The sequence below is a fragment of the Flavobacterium cheniae genome, assembly GCF_004363695.1.
GTDB classification, from domain to species: Bacteria; Bacteroidota; Bacteroidia; order Flavobacteriales; family Flavobacteriaceae; genus Flavobacterium; species Flavobacterium cheniae.
The window spans coordinates 676,911-697,593 of sequence record NZ_SNZC01000001.1 but is presented as its reverse complement, the minus strand read 5'-3'; the positions used below and the strand labels follow the sequence as shown (position 1 = coordinate 697,593).

Genomic DNA, 20,683 nt, shown 5'->3' with positions numbered 1-20,683 from the left:
CTATTTTGTAAAAAATGTATCGAGAACTAATGAAAATGTTTATTTGTCAAATCTTTTCTTCGCAAGATTTGGAAGTTCATCGAAGTCACCATTTATTAAAGCTTCTTTTTTAGCTCTTGACCATTTTTTAATTTGTTTCTCTTTGTCAATTGCGAATCCTATATTAGTAAATTCTGCATAAAAGACTAATTCTACTGGTCTTCTTGAAGCGGTATAGCAATCTGGAAAGTATGCGGAATCATGTTGGTACATACGTTGATTTAAATTGCTGGTTACTCCTGTGTAGTAGGAATCATCAGCGCATTTTAGTATGTAGACGTATGAGATTTGCATGAGACAAAAATAGAAAAAGTTTTCAGTTGTTCTCGATACGATTTTAGATTTCAAAAACTAACGTTTTTAAATCTAAAATCACTCGAAGTGACGAATGGTTTATATCGTTTCTATAGTTCTTGATACAATTTTAGAATATAAAATCTTAGGCTTTTATATTCTAAAATCACTCGAAGTGACGGCAGTGTTAGAACGTTTTTATAGTTCTCGATACAATTTAAGATTTCAAAAAAAAATGGATTTTAAAATCTAAAATCACTCGAAGTGACGGAGGTGTTATATCGATTTTTATAGTTCTCGATACAATTTTTAAAAGTAAAAATTAGCATTTTTACTTTTAAAAATCACTCGAAGTGACGGTAATGTTATGCGTAGTTATAAGAATTATTTCTTCTTTCTCTTCTCGTCTCTTTTACGTTCGATGTTTCTATTTCTTGATTCGGTTTTACGTGGTTTACGTTTTCCTGGACCACCAAGGTTTACTTTGGCATTTTTATCTTTTTTCTTGTGAAAGGCTTCTCCACCTTCTTTTTTAGGTGTTTTCAACAAGAATTTCATTTTTTTCTTTTCCTTTTCGAAGTCTAAATAGCGTTCTTCGATTTTTAAATCTTCTGGAAGTGGAAATTCTTTAATTTCGGTATTCATTAATAATTCTACCTCAATTTTACTTTCAACTTCACTTGGTGAAACCAAACTGATTGCAATACCTGTTTTATCAGCACGACCCGTTCTACCAATACGGTGCATGTATTTTTCTGGCTCTTCGGTAAATTGTAAATTGATTACGTGTGTAATATCAGAAATATCCAAACCACGCGCCATAATATCGGTCGTAACCAAACCTCTTAATTCGCCCGCTTGAAAAGCTGCCATCGTATTCAAACGATAATTTTGTGATTTATTCGAGTGAATAACACCAAATTGCTCTGGAAATTCTTCGTCTAATGTTTCAAAAACCAAATCAACAATACGTTTGTTGTTTACGAAAATTAAAACACGTTCCATGGTTTCGGTTTCACGAACCAAGTGTTTCAACATGTTTAATTTCGTAAGGAAATTTGGAACTTGATATACAATTTGTTCAATTTGTTCTAATGGAGTTCCACTTTGTGCCAAAGAAACTTCTTCAGGAAATTCGAAGTATTCATCTAGCATCGCATCTACTTCATCGGTCATAGTTGCCGAAAATAAGATGTTTTGTTTTTTGCCACGCATCATCGATAAAATCGAAGTCAGTTGGGCACGGAATCCTAAGTTTAAGATTTCGTCAAATTCGTCAATGACTAATTTTTGTAATTCATCGAAACGTAAAACTCCGTCAAGACCTAAATCCATCACACGACCTGGCGTTCCTACTAAAATATCAACGCCTTGTGCTAATGCTTTTCGTTGCGTATTGATGTTAACTCCACCATAAATACCAAGTGTTCGCACACTCATGTATTTGGTCAATTTTTCAACTTCTTCTACAACTTGTACTACTAATTCACGCGTAGGAACTAAAATAACAATTCTTGCTGATTCGTTATTTTGAAATTTCCATTGTTTTAGAATAGGTAGTAGATAGGCAAAGGTTTTTCCAGTTCCTGTTTGTGCAATTCCCATCATGTCTCTTCCTGAAAGAATTACAGAATGCGATTTTTCTTGAATAGGCGTAGCGTGAACAAAACCTAATTCGTCTAATGCTTTTTGTAGTGATTTTGGTAAATCGAATTCTTGGAACGTTTTCATAAAGGGTATTAAATTTGTGCAAAGGTACATAAACTTTTTGGAATGAATTTTAACATCTTGGAAGTGGTACTAAATTTGATTTTATAACGTTTTATCGGAATTGTGTAATAATTATTCGATTTTATAGTAATAATTTTGTGGGGTGAAAAAGAATATCCTATTTTTTGTTGTTTTTATCTTTTGTTTTCATTCTTCGGGCACTTTTGCTCAGAATGTTATACAAGAGAAGGATAGTATTTCTATTTACAAAGACATTAATAATTTTTCAAAAAAAAGTAAGTTTTCACGATTTATTTACAAGCTATTATTTAGAGAATCGGCATTAAAAGCTGAGAATTTATTTCCTTCTAAACCTAAAAAGAAAGAAAAAGTTGTAAGTAAATATCAAGAAGGAAAGATTATTCGAAATATAACCATTGAAACACTGGATCCTTTTGGTTATTCCGTTACGAACGAGAAAAAAGTTCCGAAACGAAGTATGGAAAAATTTGGTAATTCAATTCATATCAGAACGAAAGAAGTTACTATTAGAAATATTATGCTTTTTAAGAAGCATGATAAATTAGATTCCAAGTTATTGCTCGAATCGGAACGTTTGATACGAAGTCAACGTTATATCCGTGAAGTTACGATTGTTCCAATAGATATTGCAAACAGTAAAGATTCCATTGATATAAAGATTCGAGTTTTAGATTCCTGGACATTAATTCCAACAGGTAGTTTGTCGTCAAGTGAAAGCAGTGCTAAATTAACGGAGCGTAACATTTTAGGATTTGGACATTTAATTAGTGGAAACATCAAAAATCGTTTTGACACAAAAGAGCGAGCAGTTTATGCGCAATATTCTATCAATAATATTAAAAACACTTACATCCGCTTGGATTTGGATTACGCAAATGATTACAATAACGATAGTAAGAGAAGTATCAATATTAATCGACCATTTTACTCCGTAATTACAAAAAATGCGGGTGGTGCTTTTTTTGAAAACCGATTGAGAACGGAACAATTTCCGGTATTAGACACTATTTCATTGCAAAATGTTTCATATGATTTTCAGGAATATTGGTATGGTAGAGCTTTTAAAATAAATCCAAAATCAAATCCTGAGCGTTATTTTAATAACATGGTTTTAGCGTTAACCTATAATCAAAAAGTATTTGGACAAATGCCAGCGGCTGTTTTAGATCCTACTTCTTATTTTTCAAATGAAAAAAACTGGATAGGAATGATTGGTTTTTCTAAGCAAAAGTTTTACCAAGATAAATTTGTTTTCAACTACAACATTACTGAAGATATTCCATACGGAGAAAATATTGCTTTAATTGTAGGACATCAAGAAAAAAACAGTAATTCTAGATTGTATACTGGATTGAGTGTTTCTTTTGGAAGAAAATATTCTTTTGGTTATGCTAGTGGTTTTGCCGAATGGGGCAGTTTTTACGATGCAGGTTTAACAGAACAAACCACTTTTAAACTAGGATTGAATTATTTTAGTCCACTTATTTCATGGGGAAATTGGCGTTTTAGACAATTTGTGAAGCCTACTTACGTTTGGGGAAATAATCGAGATGATTCGTTTAAAGACCGTTTGACTTTACTTGACGAAGATGGCTTGCCAGGATTTAATAATCGTTTAAATGGGACTCAAAAATGGACTGTTTCTTTTCAAACACAATCTTATATTCCTGGTAGTTGGTATGGCTTCCGATTTAGTCCGTATTTCAACACTACACTTGGTTCTTTGGCAAACGAAAAAGCTTTATTCTCAAGTAAAGTGTATTCGAAATTTAGTATTGGTGCACTAATAAATAATGACTTTTTAGTGTTTAATAGTTTCCAAATTTCGTTTTCGTATTATCCTACGATTCCTTTTGAAGGTGATGGAATTAACAAGTTCAATTCGTTTGAAAACACGAATTTATCACTTTACGATTTTCAATTATCTAAACCAGGTTATATTCGATATGAGTAGTTAAATCGTCATAGAAAATAGCTTAGTTTCTGGAGCTTTTCTGATTAATCTCAAATCGAATGCCATACAAATATTACGAACGAAAGGTTTTCCTTTTTCGGTAACCGTTATCGAGTTGTCTTGAAGAGTAAGCAAACCATCCTCTTGCATTTCTTCTAAACTTGCTAAAACTGATGGTAGTTCAGGAAAATCTAAAGTTTCATCTTTCCAAGAAGTGGTAAATTGACACATTAAATTCAAAATATGTCTTCTAATAATTAAGTCTTCTGGTGTTAAAACGTGACCTCTGAAAATAGGTAATTGGTCTTCTGCTAAATGGGTGTAATAATCTTCAATTGTTTTTTCATTTTGAGCAAAACTGTACCAACTATCGCTAATTGACGAAACGCCTAATCCAATCATCAATTGCGTTTTTGAAGCCGTGTAGCCCATGAAATTACGATGCAATTTTCCTTCATTGAACGAAATAAACATACTGTCATTTTCTAATGCAAAATGATCCATTCCAATTTCGTGGTAACCGTTTTGTGCGAGTTGTTTTTTGCCTTCTTCATACAACATGCGTTTTTCATCATCTTTTGGTAAATCTTCGTCTTTAAAACCACGTTGTCCGTTTCCTTTAATCCATGGCACGTGTGCGTAGCTGTAAAAAGCTAATCGATCAGGTTGTAATGATTTGGTTTTATCAATCGTATCTTTAACATCAGCTAATGTTTGAAAAGGCAATCCGAAAATTAAATCGTGTCCTACTGATGTGTAGCCAATTTCTTTTGCCCAAAACGTCACTTTTGCTACGTTATGAAAAGGTTGAATACGGTGAATAGCTTCTTGTACTATAGGTGAATAATCTTGCACACCAAAACTCACGCGTCTGAATCCTAAATTATATAAGGTTTGTAAATGGTGTCGAGTTGTGTTGTTTGGATGCCCTTCAAAACTAAATTCGTGTTCTTCGGCTTTTGTTGCATATTGAAAAATGCCGTTCATCAATCGTTCTAAATTTTCAGGCGAGAAAAATGTTGGAGTTCCGCCACCTAAATGAATTTCTTTGATGATAGGTTTTCTTGGAAATAAATCGCAATACAATTTCCATTCTTTAATTACGGCTGTAATGTAAGGATCTTCAACCTCATGACGTTTTGTAATTCGCTTGTTGCAACCACAAAAAGTACACAAACTTTCGCAAAACGGAAGGTGAATATATAAGCTGATACCTTCGGTAGCATTCGATTCTTTAAAAGATTGTAAAAGGGTACGTTTCCAATCTTCTAAATTGAATTTTTCCTCTTCCCAATAAGGGACAGTAGGATAACTAGTATAGCGTGGTCCTGGAACGTTATATTTTTGGACTATTGAGACTGACATGACGATATATTTTTAGCACAATACAAACTTAAAGCGCTTCTAGAAAAGAAAAAATGATAATTATCATATTGCCTTTGTGTAACAAATATTACATAAAAAAAGTCTTTTGAATTGTATCTTTGAAATTGAAAAAATAAAGATTATGAACGCAAAATTCAATGATATCATCAATAGTAATGATTTGGTTTTAGTGGACTTCTATGCCGATTGGTGTGGCCCGTGTAAAATGATGTCGCCAATATTGCAAGAAGTGAAAACTAATTTAAAAGAAGCTGTAAAAATTATAAAAGTGAATGTCGATCAACATCAAGATTTGGCTAGTCATTTTATGGTTCGTGGAGTTCCTACTTTGATGTTATTTAAAACAGGTAAAATGCTTTGGAGACAATCAGGAGTTTTAAGTTCAAAAGATTTAACTGATATTATCAGTAATCATTTGAATTAATTTTTTTTGTATATTTAGATTCGAAAACATAAAAAAATAGAATAATGAAGATAAAAGTATTGAGTTTAATGTTCCTTTTGTTAGGATTTACCTCTTGTTTAAAAAATCAAGCTGATGGTGTGCAAGTTTTAGATGTAGCCACTTATGAGAAAAAAATGACACAACCTGATGTTCAGTTGGTTGATGTTCGTACACCAGAAGAATTTAGTCAAGGTCATATTGAAAATGCTGTGAATATCGATTTTATGGCGGATGATTTTGATGCCAAAGTGGTAAGTTTAGATAAAGAAAAACCTGTAATGGTGTATTGTAAATCAGGTGGAAGAAGTGCTAAAGCTTCTGCGAGATTGAAAGAATTAGGATTTAAGACCATAACCGACTTAGAAGGCGGAATTACAAACTGGACAAGCGAAGAAAAACCAACCGTTAAATAAACTTAATATTTTAGATTATGAAGAAAAATATTGGAACTGCCGATCGTTTTGTTCGAGTTATGATTGGTGTTATTGCTATTATACTAGGACTTTCAGGAATTTTGGAAGGAAATTTAAAATGGATTGCTTTGGGTGTTGGAGCCGTAATGATTATTGTAGCTTCGGTACAGTTTTGTCCGTTTTACACCTTGTTTGGAATAAATACTTGCAAAGTAAAAGCAAAAAAATAAATACGATTTAACGTCTAATATAAGTATGATTTACTTCGGTAAATTGTACTTTTTTATTTTATAAATATGATAACTTGGCATGATTTTGAAAAAGTAGAAATGCGAGTAGGAACAATTTTAGAAGTTCAAGATTTTCCAAAAGCGAATAAACCAGCATATCAATTAACGATTGATTTTGGTGTTGAATTGGGAATCAAAAAATCATCCGCTCAAATTACCAAACGTTATGCTAAAGAAGAATTACTAGGAAAACAAATTATTGCAGTTGTCAATTTTCCTAAAAAACAAATTGCAGATTTCATGAGCGAATGTTTAGTTTTAGGTTCGGTAGGAGAAGAGCATGATATTGTTTTGTTGACTTCTGATATTCCTGTTGAAAATGGGTTGCGAATTGGATAAAAAAAAAATCCCAAACTCTTTTTTAGAATTTGGGATTTGTATTTTAAAATCTGATGATTAAATATCATCAAAATCAATATTTGTAAAACTTTCTGCTGATTTTATTTCTTCGTTATCTTCAGCATAGATTTCTCTTTTGAAATCTTTTTGGTGTCTTTCCGAAATTACTTCTTCACCTTTTTGGTCTAAAACAAAATCAGTCATTTCGTCTAAAATTTCTCTGAAAGCAGCGAAATCTTCTTTGTACAAATAAATTTTGTGTTTTTTAAAGTGAAAAGAACCATCTTCTTCTGTAAACTTTTTACTTTCAGTAATGGTAATGTAGTAATCATCTGCTTTTGTAGCTCTTACATCAAAGAAATACGTTCTTCTTCCTGCACGCAATACTTTAGAAAAAATATCTTCTTTTTCTAACATGTCATTTTCTCTCATAATCCTACTGTCAATTAATTAGTGTTATAGCGTCTCAAAAATCTAAAAAAAAATCGGATTAAACAAAAGTTTAGTCAATTTCTTTTTCCGAAAGTTGTTTTAAGTATAACTCTTTGTAGTAACCATTTTGTTCTAATAGTTGAGAATGAGTGCCTTGCTCAATGATTTTTCCTTCCTCTAAAATGATAATCCAATCCGCATTTTTAGCTGATGAAACACGGTGACTTACGATAATAGTGGTTTTGTCTTTGCAATATGCTAGCAAGTTGTTTAGTATGGTTTCTTCGGTTTCGGTATCAACGGCGCTAAGACAATCATCTAATAGTAGGATAGGAGCGTTTTTGATTAAAGCTCTAGCAATTGAAACTCTTTGTTTTTGTCCACCTGATAATGTTATCCCTCGTTCGCCTAAAACCGTTTCGTATTGCTGATTAAAATTCATAATGTTGTCATGAACTACTGCTTTTTTTGCAGCTTCCATAACTTCTTCATCGGTAGCATTTTCATTACCAAATTTGATGTTATTTTTAATACTATCTGAGAACAAGAAAGCATCTTGTGGCACCACACTTATTTGATTACGTAAATCGAATAAATTTAAATCTTTAATGTCATTGTTATCAATGAATACCGTTCCTGAATTGGTGTCATATAAACGACTAATCAAAGTTAAAAGCGTTGATTTTCCTGAACCTGTTTTTCCTAAAATAGCTAATGTTTTTCCTTTTTTAACTTCAAATGAAATCTTGTCTAAAGCTTTGATATTGGTATCATCGTATTCAAAAGAGACATTATCAAATTGAATTGTCCCTTCAATTAATGAATGACTACTATTGGTGTTTTTTATCTCTGGTTCTTCTTTTAGGAATTCATTAATACGTTTTTGAGAAGCTTCTGCCTCTTGAACCAATGACGAAACCCAACCTAAAGAGGCAACAGGCCAAGTTAACATGTTGATGTATAAAATGAATTGGGCAATTACTCCAATACTGTTAATTTCAGGGTCGTTATTAATGTACATAGAACCACCAACATACACCACAACCAAGTTACTCAATCCAATAAGTAAAATCATTAACGGACCGAAAAGCGAATTTACTTTGGCTAAATCCATTGCTTTTACCTTACTTTCATTACTTAAATCAGTAAACTCTTGTTGTTTTTTATTCTCAATTGCATAGGCTTTTATCACTCGAATTCCTGAAAAAATTTCTTGCGTAAAAGAAGATAAAGTAGATAAATTTTGTTGAAAATCACCACTTTTCTTGTGAATCATAGAGCTGATTTTGAAAATACTATACGATAAAAGTGGTAATGGTAATAAAGAATATAAAGTAAGTTTTGGTGATATGTTATACATGTAAATCACCACAATCGTAAAACGCATTAAGGTATTTAACGAATACATAACGGCAGGCCCAACATACATTCTTACTTTTCCAACGTCTTCACTAATTCGACTCATTAAGTCACCAGTACGATTGCGTTTGTAGAAACTTTGCGTTAGGGTTTGGTAGTGATTAAAAATTTCATTCTTCAAATCAAATTCTACATGGCGCGACATTACAATTAAAGTCTGACGCATTAAGAAAGTAAAAAATCCAGCTATAATAGTGGTAGCTAAGATTAAAAGAATGTTTTTTACTAGTAATTCTTTTTGAAACGGAATATCATTTGTAGGATGATTCACATAATCTTCAATCACTTTAATAGAGTTACCAATTAACTCAGGAGTGAATAAAGAAAATATTTGTGCGATTATAGTGATTAATATCCCTAATAGGAAACGATATTTATATTTGACAAAGTATTTGTTTAAATATTGCAGTTCTTTCATAGTAATCTTTAGTGTGATATCGAATCGTTATCAAATTAATTAAAAAGTTAATCAATTGATAATGAATGATTATCGGGTTTTTTAGCTTTTCATTGCTAAATTATTAAAATAAATATAATTTTTTGAATCAATTTAAAATTATTCGTAATATTGTAATTAAATATTGAATAATTTTCAACCCAACTCAAATCACATGACAGCAGAATTATTAAAAGCGAATGAGCTTCATAAAGTAGACCCAGTTTTTGGTCAGGTTTCTTTTGATGGTCATGAACAAGTTGTATTTTGTCACGACAAAGATACAGGATTAAAAGCAATTATTGGAATTCATAACACAGTTTTAGGACCTGCTTTAGGAGGAACTAGAATGTGGAATTATACTAACGAATGGGAAGCGTTAAACGACGTTTTACGTTTGTCTCGTGGAATGACTTTCAAAAACTCAATTTCGGGATTAAATTTAGGTGGAGGAAAAGCAGTTATCATTGGTGACGCTAAAACACAAAAAACTCCTGAATTAATGCGTCGTTTTGGACAATTTGTAGATTCATTATCTGGAAAATATATCACTGCAGAAGATGTAGGAATGGAAACCAAAGACATGGATACTGTTAACGAAGTAACGAAACACGTTGCGGGTATTTCAGTTGAAAGAGGTGGTTCTGGAAATCCTTCTCCTGTAACAGCTTACGGAGTTTTCATGGGAATGAAAGCAGCTGCTAAATACAAATATGGTTCTGATAGTTTAGAAGGTAAAAAAGTATTAGTACAAGGAATTGGTCACGTGGGTGAAGTGTTAGTACAACACTTAACAGAAAGTGGTGCTTTAGTTACGATTACTGATATTAACGAAGATAGAGTAAACCAAGTAGGAGCGAAGTACGGCGCTAAAATTTATACAGGTGCTGATTTATATAGTGCTGATGTAGATATTTATGCACCTTGTGCTTTAGGAGCTACTATTAACGATGCTACTATCAATAATATAAAAGCTTCTATCATTGCTGGAGCGGCTAACAACCAATTAGCAAACGAAGCAATTCACGGAAAAATCTTAAAAGAAAAAGGTATTTTATATGCGCCTGATTTCTTAATTAACGCTGGAGGTGTTATCAATGTGTATTCTGAATTAGTAAAATGGACGAATGCTCAGGTGATGGAAAAAACAGAAAACATCTATAACACAGCATTAGAGATTTTCAAATTTGCAGATGATAACAACATTACTACGCATCAAGCAGCTTTTTCAATGGCGCAAAAACGTATTGATGATGCAAAAAATGAATTAAAGAAGTAATTCGTTTTAAATAAAATTGTATTTTTGCAGAGCGAAAGAGGTAACTTTTTCGCTCTCTTAATTTTATAAAGTTCTTAATTAGTATGTTAAACAGAAGACATATCCGAGTAAAAGTGATGCAAAGTATTTATGCAATGCACCAACACCAATCTGATAATTTGGATAAAGAAGAAAAATTCCTTTTTCAAAGTATCGAAAATACCCAAAACTTGTATCTTTTATTGCTTTCAGCACTTATCGAAATCAAAAAGAAAGAAGAGGAATACATCGAATTGGCTTCTAAAAAACACTTAGCTACTAAAGAAGAGCGTCATCCAAATTTAAAATTCATCAACAATAAAGCTTTGGTTTTATTAACCGAATCAGAAGCATTAGAAACGGCTTTAGATGATAATAACATCAACAATTGGAAATTGAATGATGATATTATTTTAGGTTTAATAGACACTATTAAAGAAAGTGAATTGTACCAAAACTACATGGAAAAATCAACTAGTAGTTTTGAAGATGATAAAAACTTTATTGCCGATTTATATACCGAAGTAATTGCTCCAAGTGATCGTTTATACGATTATTTAGAAGATTATAAATTGACTTGGGTGGATGATTTACCAGGAATCAATACTTTGATTGTGAAGCAAATCAAACAATTAAAATCGGAACATGATGCATTGGTAATTCCAAAAGTGTATAAAGATTCTGATGATAAAGAGTTTGTAAAGAATTTGTTTAGAAAAACAGTTTTAAACGAAGTTGAATTATCTAAAGAATATATCGATAAAACACCAAATTGGGATGTAGAGCGTATTGCCGAAATTGATACCATTATCTTGAAAATGGCAATTTGTGAGTTATTGAAATTCCCTTCTATTCCTACGAAAGTAACAATTAACGAATATTTAGAAATTGCAAAAGAATATTCTACGCCAAAAAGTAGTATTTTTATCAACGGAATATTGGACAACTTAGTAAAAGAGTTTGACCGAGATGGAAAATTGAACAAAGCAGGTAGAGGTTTATTATAAAATTTTAAAAATATGATAAGAAAATCAGTTGGGTTATTCGCCCTTTCATTAGTTGTGTTAGCAACAGCTTGTAAGCAAGAAAGTGCAGCAGATAAAATTACAGATGCTGATATGAAATCGATTGAAGCAGAGAGAGCTTTAATTGGTAAATTTCCTAAAGTAGAATTAGATAAAGAAGTTCACGATTTTGGGACCATTAATGAAGGTGATGTTGTTGAAACTGAATTTATAGTTAAAAATGTAGGTGAAACAGATTTAGTGATATCTGATGCTAAAGGAAGTTGTGGTTGTACTGTTCCAGAACCACCGAAAGAACCTATAAAACCAGGAGCTTCAGCACCAATAAAAGTGTCTTTTGATTCAAAAGGTAAACCAGGATCACAAGAAAAAACAGTAACATTAACGACCAATTCAGAAAATGGTCATGAAACGTTCAAAATTAAAGCAAATGTAACACCAGCTGCTAAGTAGTAGCTAAATAATAAATAAATTATGAATCCAAGTTTAGCAATACAAATTGTATTAATGATTGCCGTGTTTTATTTCTTATTAATAAGACCACAACAACAAAGAGCCAAAAAAGAGAAAGCATTTGAAGCCGGATTAAAAGTAGGTGATAAAATCATCACTAAATCAGGAATTCATGGAAAAATTGCTGAAATGAATGATGATACTATCGTAGTTGAAACTATGGCAGGAAAAATCAAAATGGAAAAATCAGCTATTTCAATGGAAATGAGTGCTAAATTAAAAGCATAATTTCATTTTAAATAAAAGTAAAGCCGAATTTCAATTAAGAAATTCGGCTTTTTTATGCTCTATATTTATCGTTCAAACCTTTTTCTTCTAAAATCATTGGAATGACTTTTTCTAAGCGAGCCAACTGTGTTTTTTCTTGTTTGGCAGTAACGATATATTCTATAAATTCTCTTTGTTTATATGGTGAAAATTGATTGAATTTAGTATGTAGTTCTGAATTTTTATTCAATTCTTTTTGCAACAATTCAGGGATAATGGTTTCTTTTTTTTCTTTCGGAATAACTAATCCTTTATCTTCAATTTCAATGGCTTCTTTGATATAATTTAAAATCAGTTTTTCATCAATTTCTTGTGCCGAGTTAAATCGCATTTGGCGAAGTGACTTCGTATTTTCTTCATTGGCATTGATGAGTAATTTTTTCTCATCTTTTAGAAAAACACCATTGTAAAACCATATTCCAAAATACGATTTAAAACCTCCTATTCCCAATACATTTTTATTGTTGTAAGTGTAAACAGGTCCGCCCCATTTCGTAGTTTCAATTAAAGGTGTTTTGCGAATAATAGCATGCAATTGCTCCAATTCGTTTTCCCATTGATTGGTTTTATTCCATTTGTTTTCTTCCACCAAGTTTTATTTTTTAATTGCTGTAATTTCGGCAATTTTCACAATCACTTCAGTAGCTTTTACCATACTTTCAACTGGAACGTATTCGTATTTTCCATGGAAATTGTGTCCTCCAGCAAAGATATTAGGACAAGGTAAACCTTTATAAGACAACTGGCAACCATCAGTTCCACCACGAATTGGTTTAATTAATGGTTTGATACCTAATTCTTTCATTGCTTTTTCGGCAATTTCTACGATATGAAAAACAGGTTTTACCTTTTCTTTCATGTTATAGTATTGGTCTTTTACTTCCGCAATTAAGATTTCTTCACCAAATTGTTTTTTCCACTTTTTATTGAATTTATTCGCTAATTCGTGAATAAATTCTTTTCTTTCTTTGAATTTTTTTGCACTATGGTCGCGAATAATTAATTCTACCACAGTTTCTTCAATACTTCCAGAAATTCCAACTACGTGAAAAAATCCTTCATAACCTTTTGTTTTTTCTGGGATTTCGTTTTTTGGTAATTTCGAAATAAATTGATTCGCTAAAAGCATTGAGTTAATCATTTTTCCTTTAGCATAACCAGGGTGAACGCTTTTTCCTTTGAAAATAATTTTAGCTCCAGCGGCATTAAAATTTTCATATTCTAATTCACCAATTTGACTTCCGTCCATGGTATAAGCCCATTCGCAACCAAATTTTTCAACATCAAATTTATGTGCGCCACGACCAATTTCTTCATCAGGCGTGAATCCTACACGAATTTTTCCGTGTTTGATTTCTGGATGTTGAATTAAATATTCCATCGCCGACATGATTTCAGTAATTCCGGCTTTGTCATCGGCACCTAGAAGCGTAGTTCCGTCAGTAGTAATTAAAGTTTGTCCTTTATATTGTAACAAGTCTTTAAAGTAACTTGGTGATAAAATGATGTTTTGTTTTTTGTTTAAAACAATATCACCACCATCATAATTTTTTACAATTTGAGGCTTTACGTTAGCTCCAGTAAAATCAGGAGTCGTGTCATAATGAGAAACAAATCCGATAGTTGGAACTTCATGTTTGACATTGCTTTCTAAAGTAGCCATTACATAACCATTTTTATCAATAGTTACTTCAGTCATTCCCATTGTTTTAAGTTCTTTGACTAGCAAATTGGCAAGGTCGAGTTGTTTTTTTGTACTTGGAGTGGTGTCAGAATTTGGATCTGATTCTGTATCAATTGTTACGTAGCTTATAAAGCGATCGATAATGTGTTGCATGAATTTTTAAATTTATACAAATATAGGGAATGAAGTAGTTATTTTAAAATTCTAATGAGTTTAATAAGTATTGTATGAATTGTTTGAAAACTACTAATTTTAGACACATTTCTAAAAACAAAAAATCCCACATTTCTGTAGGATTTAAATTTGGTGGGCGATGAGGGGTTCGAACCCCCGACCCCCTCGGTGTAAACGAGGTGCTCTGAACCAGCTGAGCTAATCGCCCCAATATAGTGCTTTACTATTACCGTATTGCGAGTGCAAATATACAAGGAATATTTGTTTCTGCAAGTGTTTTGAAGAAAAAATTACTTTTTTTCTATCTTTTCTAACAAGACTTTGTTAGTGTAATTTACCATTGTAATAGTAATTTCTTCATTATTAGCAGTTTTGCCTTCAATTACATAAATCTTACCTTTTCTATATGGTTCATTACTTTTATCAAAATCTACATCACCATAGCGTAAACTTTCTTTAACATCTTCCATTGTAACCCATTTTTCAGATAAAGATTTCTTAGCAAGTGTATCAATATCTAATGATTTACTTCTTAAATCTTTTAAAACACGACAATTTGGTAAGTAGCAAAATTCTACCCCTTTATCATTTGCTTTTGCTTTTAAAAACCAAATTACAAATATTGCTCCTAAAAATAATCCAAATAAGTAGTAGGCTAAACGAAACTGAAACTTCATAATAGTATAATTTGTGCAAATTTAGTTTAAATTAAACACATAGACACATAGATTTTTATCTTTTGAAGGATATTAAAAAACAATTAAGTTGATGTCACGGTATTCTAAATTAAACCAATCGGCAATTGCTTTATTGGTTAAAACTCCGTGATACGAATAAATACCGTGTTTTAAACCTCTGTTGCAACGAATAGCGGTTTCAATTCCACCATCATCTGCAATATGTAATAAGAAAGGAGAAATGATATTACTAATTGACATTGAAGCCGTTTTAGAATATCGAGAAGGAATATTGGGAACACAATAGTGAATTACTCCGTTTTTAATAAAGGTTGGTTTTTCGTGTGTGGTGACTTCTGAAGTTTCAAAACAACCTCCCGTATCAATACTAACATCTACAATAACAGCTCCTTTTTTCATGTGTTCCACCATAGTTTCAGTAACTACAATTGGAGCACGGTTTTTACCTTTCATAGCACCAATAGCAACATCACAACGACGTAAGGCTTTTAAAAGCGATTTTTCTTGAATAGTAGAAGTAAATATTCTTTGATTTAATGTGTTTTGTAAACGACGTAATTTGGTAATCGAATTATCAAATACTTTCACAGTTGCGCCTAGTCCTAAAGCGGTTCTGGCAGCATATTCTGCAACTGTTCCTGCACCAATTATGACAACTTTTGTAGGTGGAACTCCTGTAATATTTCCAAACAATAATCCTTTTCCAATGTTTTCTCCAATCATCAATTCTGATGCGATCAAAACCGAAGCAGTTCCTGCAATTTCAGATAGTGATTTTACTGCTGGATAGGAACCATCTTCATCTTTTATAAATTCGAAAGCTAAGGCAGTAATTCTTTTAGTAGCTAAGGCTTCAAAATATTCTTTTTTCTGAGTTTTTAATTGAATTGCTGAAATAACGATAGTTTGCGGATTCATCATTTCTAGTTCGGCTAGAGTAGGTGGTTCCACTTTTAAAATCATTGGGCAACCCAATACTTTTTTTGTGTCTTGAGTTATTTCGGCACCTGCATCGCTATATTCTTTATCGCTATAACTTGAACATTCTCCAGCACCAGCTTCTAACATTACGCGATGTCCATGTGAAACTAATGAAGAAACGGCATCTGGTGTTAAGCAAATACGACGTTCTTGATAAGAAGTTTCTTTAGGAATTCCTATAAACAACTCACTTTTATGACGCGCCACTTCTAGCTTTTCTTCTTGTGGTAATAGTTGTGATTTCGAAAATGGACTATAAATGGACATGTTGCGTTGTTTTTTGTGGTACCAATTTAGGAATATTTTTTAAAATAGAAAAGAATCTTTTAGTTCTTCAAGGTCAATTCTCTTTTACCGTCCGCCATTACTTTTATTGAAATACTGGCGTGGTCTATCGGAATTAAATTGGGTGTTTTTTCTGGCCATTCGATAAAACACCAATTATCAGAATAGAAATATTCGTCTAATCCCATGTCGTAACCTTCTTCTTCTGAATTTAATCGGTACAAATCAAAATGATATACGATTTCACCTTCAAACGTGCGATATTCATTCACTAAAGAAAATGTAGGACTACTTGAATTATCTTTTACGCCTAATTCTTTCACCAATTCTTTAATTAAAGTGGTTTTTCCAGCACCCATTTGAGCGTGAAATGTAATTACTTTTTTTAATGATGGCGTGGCTAATATTTGCTTGGCAACGTTTGTGATTTCGTCTAATGAAAAAATTATCGTCATATATATTCTAAGTTAACTGAACACTATTATCTTGGTTCTAAAACTAAAAACGGAATCACCATTTCTTCTAATGAAATTCCTCCGTGTTGATAGGTATTTCGGTAATAACTCACATAATGATTGTAGTTATTAACGTAAGCCAAAAATAAATCGTTTTTCGCAAAAATAAAAGAGCTACTCATGTTTAGAGCTGGTAAACCAATTTTTTTCGGATCTTTCACAGCATAAACGTCTTTGTCTTCATAGGTTAAACTTCTTCCGGTTTTGTAGCGAAGATTTAAACTTGTGTTTTTATCACCAATAACTTTCGATGGATTTTTACAATTGATAGTTCCATGGTCGGTAGTTATAATCAATCTAAAACCAAGTTGTTGTGCTTGTTGAATCATGTCTAAAAGTGGAGAATTCTTAAACCAACTCGCCGTTAAAGAGCGATATGCTTTATCGTTTGAAGCTAATTCTTTTACTACATCCATTTCGGTTTTAGCGTGCGATAACATGTCTACGAAATTATAAACAATAGTCGTTAAATCATTGTTTTTTAATGATTTGAAGTTGTCTGCTAATTTTTTTCCAGCTGTAAAATTGGTTATCTTATAATATTCTTGCTTGATGTTTAATCCTAAACGTTTTAGTTGTTCGGTTAAAAATTCACCTTCATACAGATTTTTTCCACCTTCATCTGGATCGTTTTTCCAATATTGAGGAAATTTCTTTTCCATATCTAAAGGCGTTAAACCCGAAAATATCGCATTACGAGCATATTGAGTTGCTGTTGGTAAAATAGAGAAGTAGCTGACTTCTTTTTCCAGTTTGTAGTGATTATTTACAACGCTTTCAAATGCTTTCCATTGATCATAACGTAAGTTGTCAATCACCACGAATAGAATAGGCTTGTCTTTTTTACGGATTTCAGGCGCGACTAATTCCCCAAAGATTTCATGTGAAAGAATCGGTTTATCGGCTTTTGGTTGGAACCAATCTTCGTAATTACGCTCGATGAATTTACCAAATTGCATATTGGCTTCGGCTTTTTGACTTTCCAAAATTTCAACCATGCTTTGGTCTTCGATGTTTTCCAACTCTAATTCCCAGAACAATAATTTTTTATACAATTCCACCCAATCTTCATAGGTACGAACCATTGCCATATCCATCGCAATTTTTCGGAATTCTTTCTGATAATCCAAAGTTGTTTTCTCAGAAATCAATCGTGAATGATCTAAATTCTTTTTTAAACTCAATAAAATCTGATTTGGATTTACAGGTTTTATCAAATAATCGGCAATTTTAGAACCGATAGCTTCTTCCATAATATATTCTTCTTCACTTTTGGTAATCATAATCACCGGAACCGAAGATTTCTTTTCTTTTAATTCAGATAAAGTTTCTAAACCACTTAAACCCGGCATGTTTTCATCTAAAAACACCACATCAAAATTGTTTTCATCAAACAAATCAATAGCATCTTGCCCGTTATTACAGGTAGTTACATGATAATTCTTCTTTTCTAAAAAAAGGATATGTGGTTTTAATAAATCAATTTCATCATCAACCCAAAGGATTTTTATCTGGCTCATTTCTTCTTAATTTGTGTGCAAGTTAGTATTTATTAAACGACCATTGTATTAAATTTAGTATAAAATTTCCCATTAGTTTTAAACAATTCTTTTTGTAAAAAATCGCTACATTTGTTACTCAAAATTTATACTTGTGAGCCAAACCAACAAACTCAAAATATTCAACGATCCAATTTATGGTTTTATTACCATTCCTAATTCTTTAATTTACGATTTAATTCAGCATCCTTACTTTCAACGTTTGCGAAGAATTTCTCAAATGGGAATGTCGTATTTGGTTTATCCGGGTGCGCATCATACGCGTTTTCATCATGCGTTAGGTTGTATGCATATTATGCAAAAAGCGGTTCAAACCTTGCAGTTTAAAGGTGTTGCAATTTCGGAAGAAGAAGAAAATGCATTGTATATTGCTATTTTGTTGCACGATATTGGTCACGGTCCCTACAGTCATGCCATGGAACATAGTATTGTGGAAGAAGTGCATCATGAAGAATTATCGTTGTTGTTCATGGAGCAATTGAATAAAGAATTTGATGGAAAATTAGCGCTTGCGATTCAAGTTTTTAAAGGCGAATATCATAGAAAATTCATGTTGCAATTGATTTCAAGTCAGTTAGATATGGATAGAATGGATTATCTAAAACGCGATAGTTTTTACAGCGGTGTAGCCGAAGGAAATATCAACAGCGAGCGTTTGATTCAAATGATGAACGTGCAAGATGATTATTTAGTTATTGAGGAAAAAGGAATTTATTCGGTTGAAAAGTTTTTAGTTGCCCGAAGATTAATGTATTGGCAAGCGTATTTGCATAAAACTAGCGTTGTAGCGGAATTAATCTTGACCAAAATTCTAAAACGTGCCAAAGAATTAACTCAAAAAGGAATTGTATTACCTTGCAGCGAATCGTTGCAATTTTTCATGCAAAACAAAATTTCTTTGTCTGATTTTGATAAAAGTGTTTTAAATAAATTTTCTTATTTGGATGATTATGATGTGATGGGCGCGATTAAATCATGGCATTTTCATGATGATTTTGTTTTACAATCGTTATGTAGAATGATATTAAATCGTGATTTACTAAAGATTCAAATGACAGATGATAAACCAAACAAAGAGAATCTATTAGCAATTAAGAATAAATACATTGCTCTTGCTGGAATTTCCGATAAAGAAGCGGATTATTTTGTATTCAAAGGCAAGTTAAAAAATCAAGCGTATAGCAAATCAAGTGAGCCTATTCGTATTTTGAAAAAGGATAAAACTATTGAAGATGTAGTAGAAGCATCTGACCAATTACATTTAAAAGCTTTATCAAAACCAGTAACAAAATACTTTATATGTTTTCCAAAAGTGGTCTTAGAAGCATAGCTTTTTAATTTAATTTCATATTTTTGCCAAGATGAAGTGGAATCAATACATTGTATTAAATGAAAATGAGTATTTTTATATCCCAAAATCTATCTAATTAGATAGTAATAAAATTTTAAAATGAAGTTTACAGCAGCGCAAATAGCAGGCATTTTAGAGGGCGAAGTAGTTGGAAATCCAGATGCTGAAGTTTTTAAATTGTCTAAAATAGAGGAAGGAACAGAAGGGTCTTTGACGTTTTTGGCCAACCCAAAATATATCAATTACATTTATTCTACTCAAGCATCTGTTACAATAGTTAACAATACATTTGAGCCAGAACAAGAAATAACAACTACTTTAATTAAGGTAGAAGATGCTTATCAATCATTTTCAAAGTTGTTAGAATACTACAATCAAGTAAAACTGATGAAATCAGGTATTGAGCAACCTTCAGTAATTTCTGATGGTGTAACTTATGGTTCTGATTTGTATTTAGGAAGTTTTTGTTATGTTGGGAAGAATGTAACCATAGGAAATAATGTAAAAATTTATCCGAATAGTTTCATTGGAGATAACGTAACTATTGGTGACAATTGTGTTTTCTTTGCAGGTGTTCGAATTTATTCTGAAACGGTTATTGGAAACAGATGTACCATTCATTCAGGAACCATTATCGGTTCAGATGGATTTGGTTTTGCGCCTCAAGAAGATGGAAGTTATGTGAAAGTACCACAAATTGGAAATGTAATTATTGAAGATGATGTTGAAATTGGTGCTTGTACAACCGTTGATAGAGCTACTTTAGGTTCAACAATTATTAGAAAAGGAGTAAAACTTGATAATCACATTCAAGTAGCACATAATGTTGAAATTGGTGAAAACACTGTCATCGCTGCACAAACCGGAATTGCAGGAACTACCAAAATAGGTAAAAACTGTTTAATTGGTGGTCAAGTCGGATTTGCGGGGCATTTAACTATTGGTGATGGAGTTAAAATTCAAGCGCAATCAGGTATCGGAAAAAATTTAGAAGCAGGCGAAGTTGTTCAAGGTAGTCCCGCTTTTAATTATGGAGATTTTGCTAAAGCCTTTGTACATTTTAGAAATTTACCTAAAATTGTTTCCGATTTAGAAGAATTAAAAAATACAATTAAATAATTTTAAAACCATTTTT

The 20,683-nt window shown here is 32.0% G+C and carries 22 protein-coding genes and 1 tRNA gene; 11 read left to right on the top strand and 12 right to left on the bottom strand.

Annotated features, from left to right (window positions below; genetic code table 11):
• Window positions 1-39: 39 nt before the first annotated feature.
• Together C8D80_RS03360 and C8D80_RS03355 are read right to left on the bottom strand one after the other, a co-directional pair.
• Complete coding sequence (locus C8D80_RS03360) at window positions 40-333, bottom strand: GIY-YIG nuclease family protein (protein ID WP_133607359.1); 294 nt, start codon at window positions 331-333, stop codon at window positions 40-42.
• Between the two features lie 384 nt (window positions 334-717).
• Window positions 718-2,064, bottom strand: coding sequence for a DEAD/DEAH box helicase (locus C8D80_RS03355; RefSeq protein ID WP_133607357.1), 1,347 nt, complete (start codon window positions 2,062-2,064; stop codon window positions 718-720).
• Between the two features lie 142 nt (window positions 2,065-2,206).
• On the opposite strand from C8D80_RS03355, the gene C8D80_RS03350 reads away from it, so the two are divergent.
• A complete protein-coding gene (locus C8D80_RS03350) occupies window positions 2,207-4,039 on the top strand; it encodes a BamA/TamA family outer membrane protein (RefSeq protein WP_133607355.1) in 1,833 nt (610 codons plus the stop codon).
• Here C8D80_RS03350 and hemN read toward each other — a convergent pair whose 3' ends face one another.
• Window positions 4,040-5,404 carry an oxygen-independent coproporphyrinogen III oxidase gene (gene hemN, locus C8D80_RS03345; RefSeq protein WP_133607353.1) on the bottom strand — a complete coding sequence of 455 codons (1,365 nt, stop codon included), beginning with the start codon at window positions 5,402-5,404 and terminating at the stop codon, window positions 4,040-4,042.
• Window positions 5,405-5,543: 139 nt separating this feature from the next.
• Here hemN and trxA point away from each other — a divergent pair, with 139 nt between their 5' ends.
• The 4 genes from trxA to C8D80_RS03325 all read left to right on the top strand — a co-directional run bounded on the left by trxA (window position 5,544) and on the right by C8D80_RS03325 (window position 6,912).
• Window positions 5,544-5,849, top strand: a complete 306-nt coding sequence (gene trxA / locus C8D80_RS03340; protein WP_394364576.1) for a thioredoxin — start codon at window positions 5,544-5,546, stop codon at window positions 5,847-5,849.
• A gap of 44 nt (window positions 5,850-5,893) precedes the next feature.
• Window positions 5,894-6,283, top strand: a complete 390-nt coding sequence (locus C8D80_RS03335; RefSeq protein ID WP_199757198.1) for a rhodanese-like domain-containing protein — start codon at window positions 5,894-5,896, stop codon at window positions 6,281-6,283.
• Window positions 6,284-6,300: 17 nt separating this feature from the next.
• Window positions 6,301-6,513 (top strand): YgaP family membrane protein, encoded by a 213-nt coding sequence (locus C8D80_RS03330; RefSeq protein WP_133607348.1) that lies wholly within the window; start codon window positions 6,301-6,303, stop codon window positions 6,511-6,513.
• 66 nt (window positions 6,514-6,579) lie between these two features.
• On the top strand, window positions 6,580-6,912 hold the full coding sequence (locus tag C8D80_RS03325) for a tRNA-binding protein (protein WP_133607346.1): 333 nt from the start codon (window positions 6,580-6,582) through the stop codon (window positions 6,910-6,912).
• Window positions 6,913-6,969: 57 nt separating this feature from the next.
• On the opposite strand, the gene C8D80_RS03320 is transcribed toward C8D80_RS03325, so the two are convergent.
• Complete coding sequence (locus C8D80_RS03320; protein ID WP_133607344.1) at window positions 6,970-7,344, bottom strand: PUR family DNA/RNA-binding protein; 375 nt, start codon at window positions 7,342-7,344, stop codon at window positions 6,970-6,972.
• Between the two features lie 70 nt (window positions 7,345-7,414).
• Window positions 7,415-9,181: an ABC transporter ATP-binding protein gene (locus C8D80_RS03315; protein ID WP_133607342.1), complete on the bottom strand. Its 1,767-nt coding sequence runs from the start codon at window positions 9,179-9,181 to the stop codon at window positions 7,415-7,417.
• Window positions 9,182-9,374: 193 nt separating this feature from the next.
• Here C8D80_RS03315 and C8D80_RS03310 point away from each other — a divergent pair, with 193 nt between their 5' ends.
• From C8D80_RS03310 to yajC, 4 genes are all read left to right on the top strand, one after another.
• Window positions 9,375-10,478 (top strand): Glu/Leu/Phe/Val dehydrogenase dimerization domain-containing protein, encoded by a 1,104-nt coding sequence (locus C8D80_RS03310; RefSeq protein ID WP_133607340.1) that lies wholly within the window; start codon window positions 9,375-9,377, stop codon window positions 10,476-10,478.
• An 83-nt stretch (window positions 10,479-10,561) separates the two neighbouring features.
• Entirely contained in the window at window positions 10,562-11,503 is a 942-nt protein-coding gene (gene nusB, locus C8D80_RS03305) for a transcription antitermination factor NusB (RefSeq protein WP_162845027.1), read from the top strand.
• A gap of 12 nt (window positions 11,504-11,515) precedes the next feature.
• Window positions 11,516-11,974: a DUF1573 domain-containing protein gene (locus C8D80_RS03300; RefSeq protein ID WP_133607338.1), complete on the top strand. Its 459-nt coding sequence runs from the start codon at window positions 11,516-11,518 to the stop codon at window positions 11,972-11,974.
• Between the two features lie 21 nt (window positions 11,975-11,995).
• A complete protein-coding gene (yajC, locus tag C8D80_RS03295; protein WP_133607336.1) occupies window positions 11,996-12,262 on the top strand; it encodes a preprotein translocase subunit YajC in 267 nt (88 codons plus the stop codon).
• Window positions 12,263-12,314: 52 nt separating this feature from the next.
• Here the strand turns inward: yajC and C8D80_RS03290 are convergent, their stop codons facing one another.
• The 7 genes from C8D80_RS03290 to porX all read right to left on the bottom strand — a co-directional run bounded on the left by C8D80_RS03290 (window position 12,315) and on the right by porX (window position 18,158).
• Complete coding sequence (locus C8D80_RS03290) at window positions 12,315-12,890, bottom strand: YdeI/OmpD-associated family protein (RefSeq protein ID WP_242004817.1); 576 nt, start codon at window positions 12,888-12,890, stop codon at window positions 12,315-12,317.
• A 6-nt stretch (window positions 12,891-12,896) separates the two neighbouring features.
• Window positions 12,897-14,138 (bottom strand): peptidase T, encoded by a 1,242-nt coding sequence (pepT, locus tag C8D80_RS03285; RefSeq protein ID WP_133607332.1) that lies wholly within the window; start codon window positions 14,136-14,138, stop codon window positions 12,897-12,899.
• Window positions 14,139-14,289: 151 nt separating this feature from the next.
• Window positions 14,290-14,367 (bottom strand) — tRNA-Val (locus C8D80_RS03280).
• Between the two features lie 82 nt (window positions 14,368-14,449).
• The gene (locus C8D80_RS03275; protein WP_133607330.1) at window positions 14,450-14,836 is read right to left on the bottom strand and encodes a DUF4258 domain-containing protein; all 387 of its coding nucleotides are present in this window, start codon (window positions 14,834-14,836) and stop codon (window positions 14,450-14,452) included.
• Window positions 14,837-14,908: 72 nt separating this feature from the next.
• The gene (locus tag C8D80_RS03270) at window positions 14,909-16,105 is read right to left on the bottom strand and encodes an alanine dehydrogenase (protein ID WP_133607328.1); all 1,197 of its coding nucleotides are present in this window, start codon (window positions 16,103-16,105) and stop codon (window positions 14,909-14,911) included.
• 59 nt (window positions 16,106-16,164) lie between these two features.
• The gene (tsaE, locus tag C8D80_RS03265; RefSeq protein WP_133607326.1) at window positions 16,165-16,578 is read right to left on the bottom strand and encodes a tRNA (adenosine(37)-N6)-threonylcarbamoyltransferase complex ATPase subunit type 1 TsaE; all 414 of its coding nucleotides are present in this window, start codon (window positions 16,576-16,578) and stop codon (window positions 16,165-16,167) included.
• Window positions 16,579-16,604: 26 nt separating this feature from the next.
• Complete coding sequence (gene porX / locus C8D80_RS03260; protein WP_133607324.1) at window positions 16,605-18,158, bottom strand: T9SS response regulator signal transducer PorX; 1,554 nt, start codon at window positions 18,156-18,158, stop codon at window positions 16,605-16,607.
• A gap of 133 nt (window positions 18,159-18,291) precedes the next feature.
• Between porX and C8D80_RS03255 the strand changes: the two genes are divergently transcribed.
• On the top strand, window positions 18,292-19,527 hold the full coding sequence (locus tag C8D80_RS03255; RefSeq protein ID WP_133607322.1) for an HD domain-containing protein: 1,236 nt from the start codon (window positions 18,292-18,294) through the stop codon (window positions 19,525-19,527).
• A gap of 120 nt (window positions 19,528-19,647) precedes the next feature.
• On the top strand, window positions 19,648-20,667 hold the full coding sequence (gene lpxD / locus C8D80_RS03250) for a UDP-3-O-(3-hydroxymyristoyl)glucosamine N-acyltransferase (RefSeq protein WP_133607320.1): 1,020 nt from the start codon (window positions 19,648-19,650) through the stop codon (window positions 20,665-20,667).
• Window positions 20,668-20,683 lie beyond the last annotated feature (16 nt).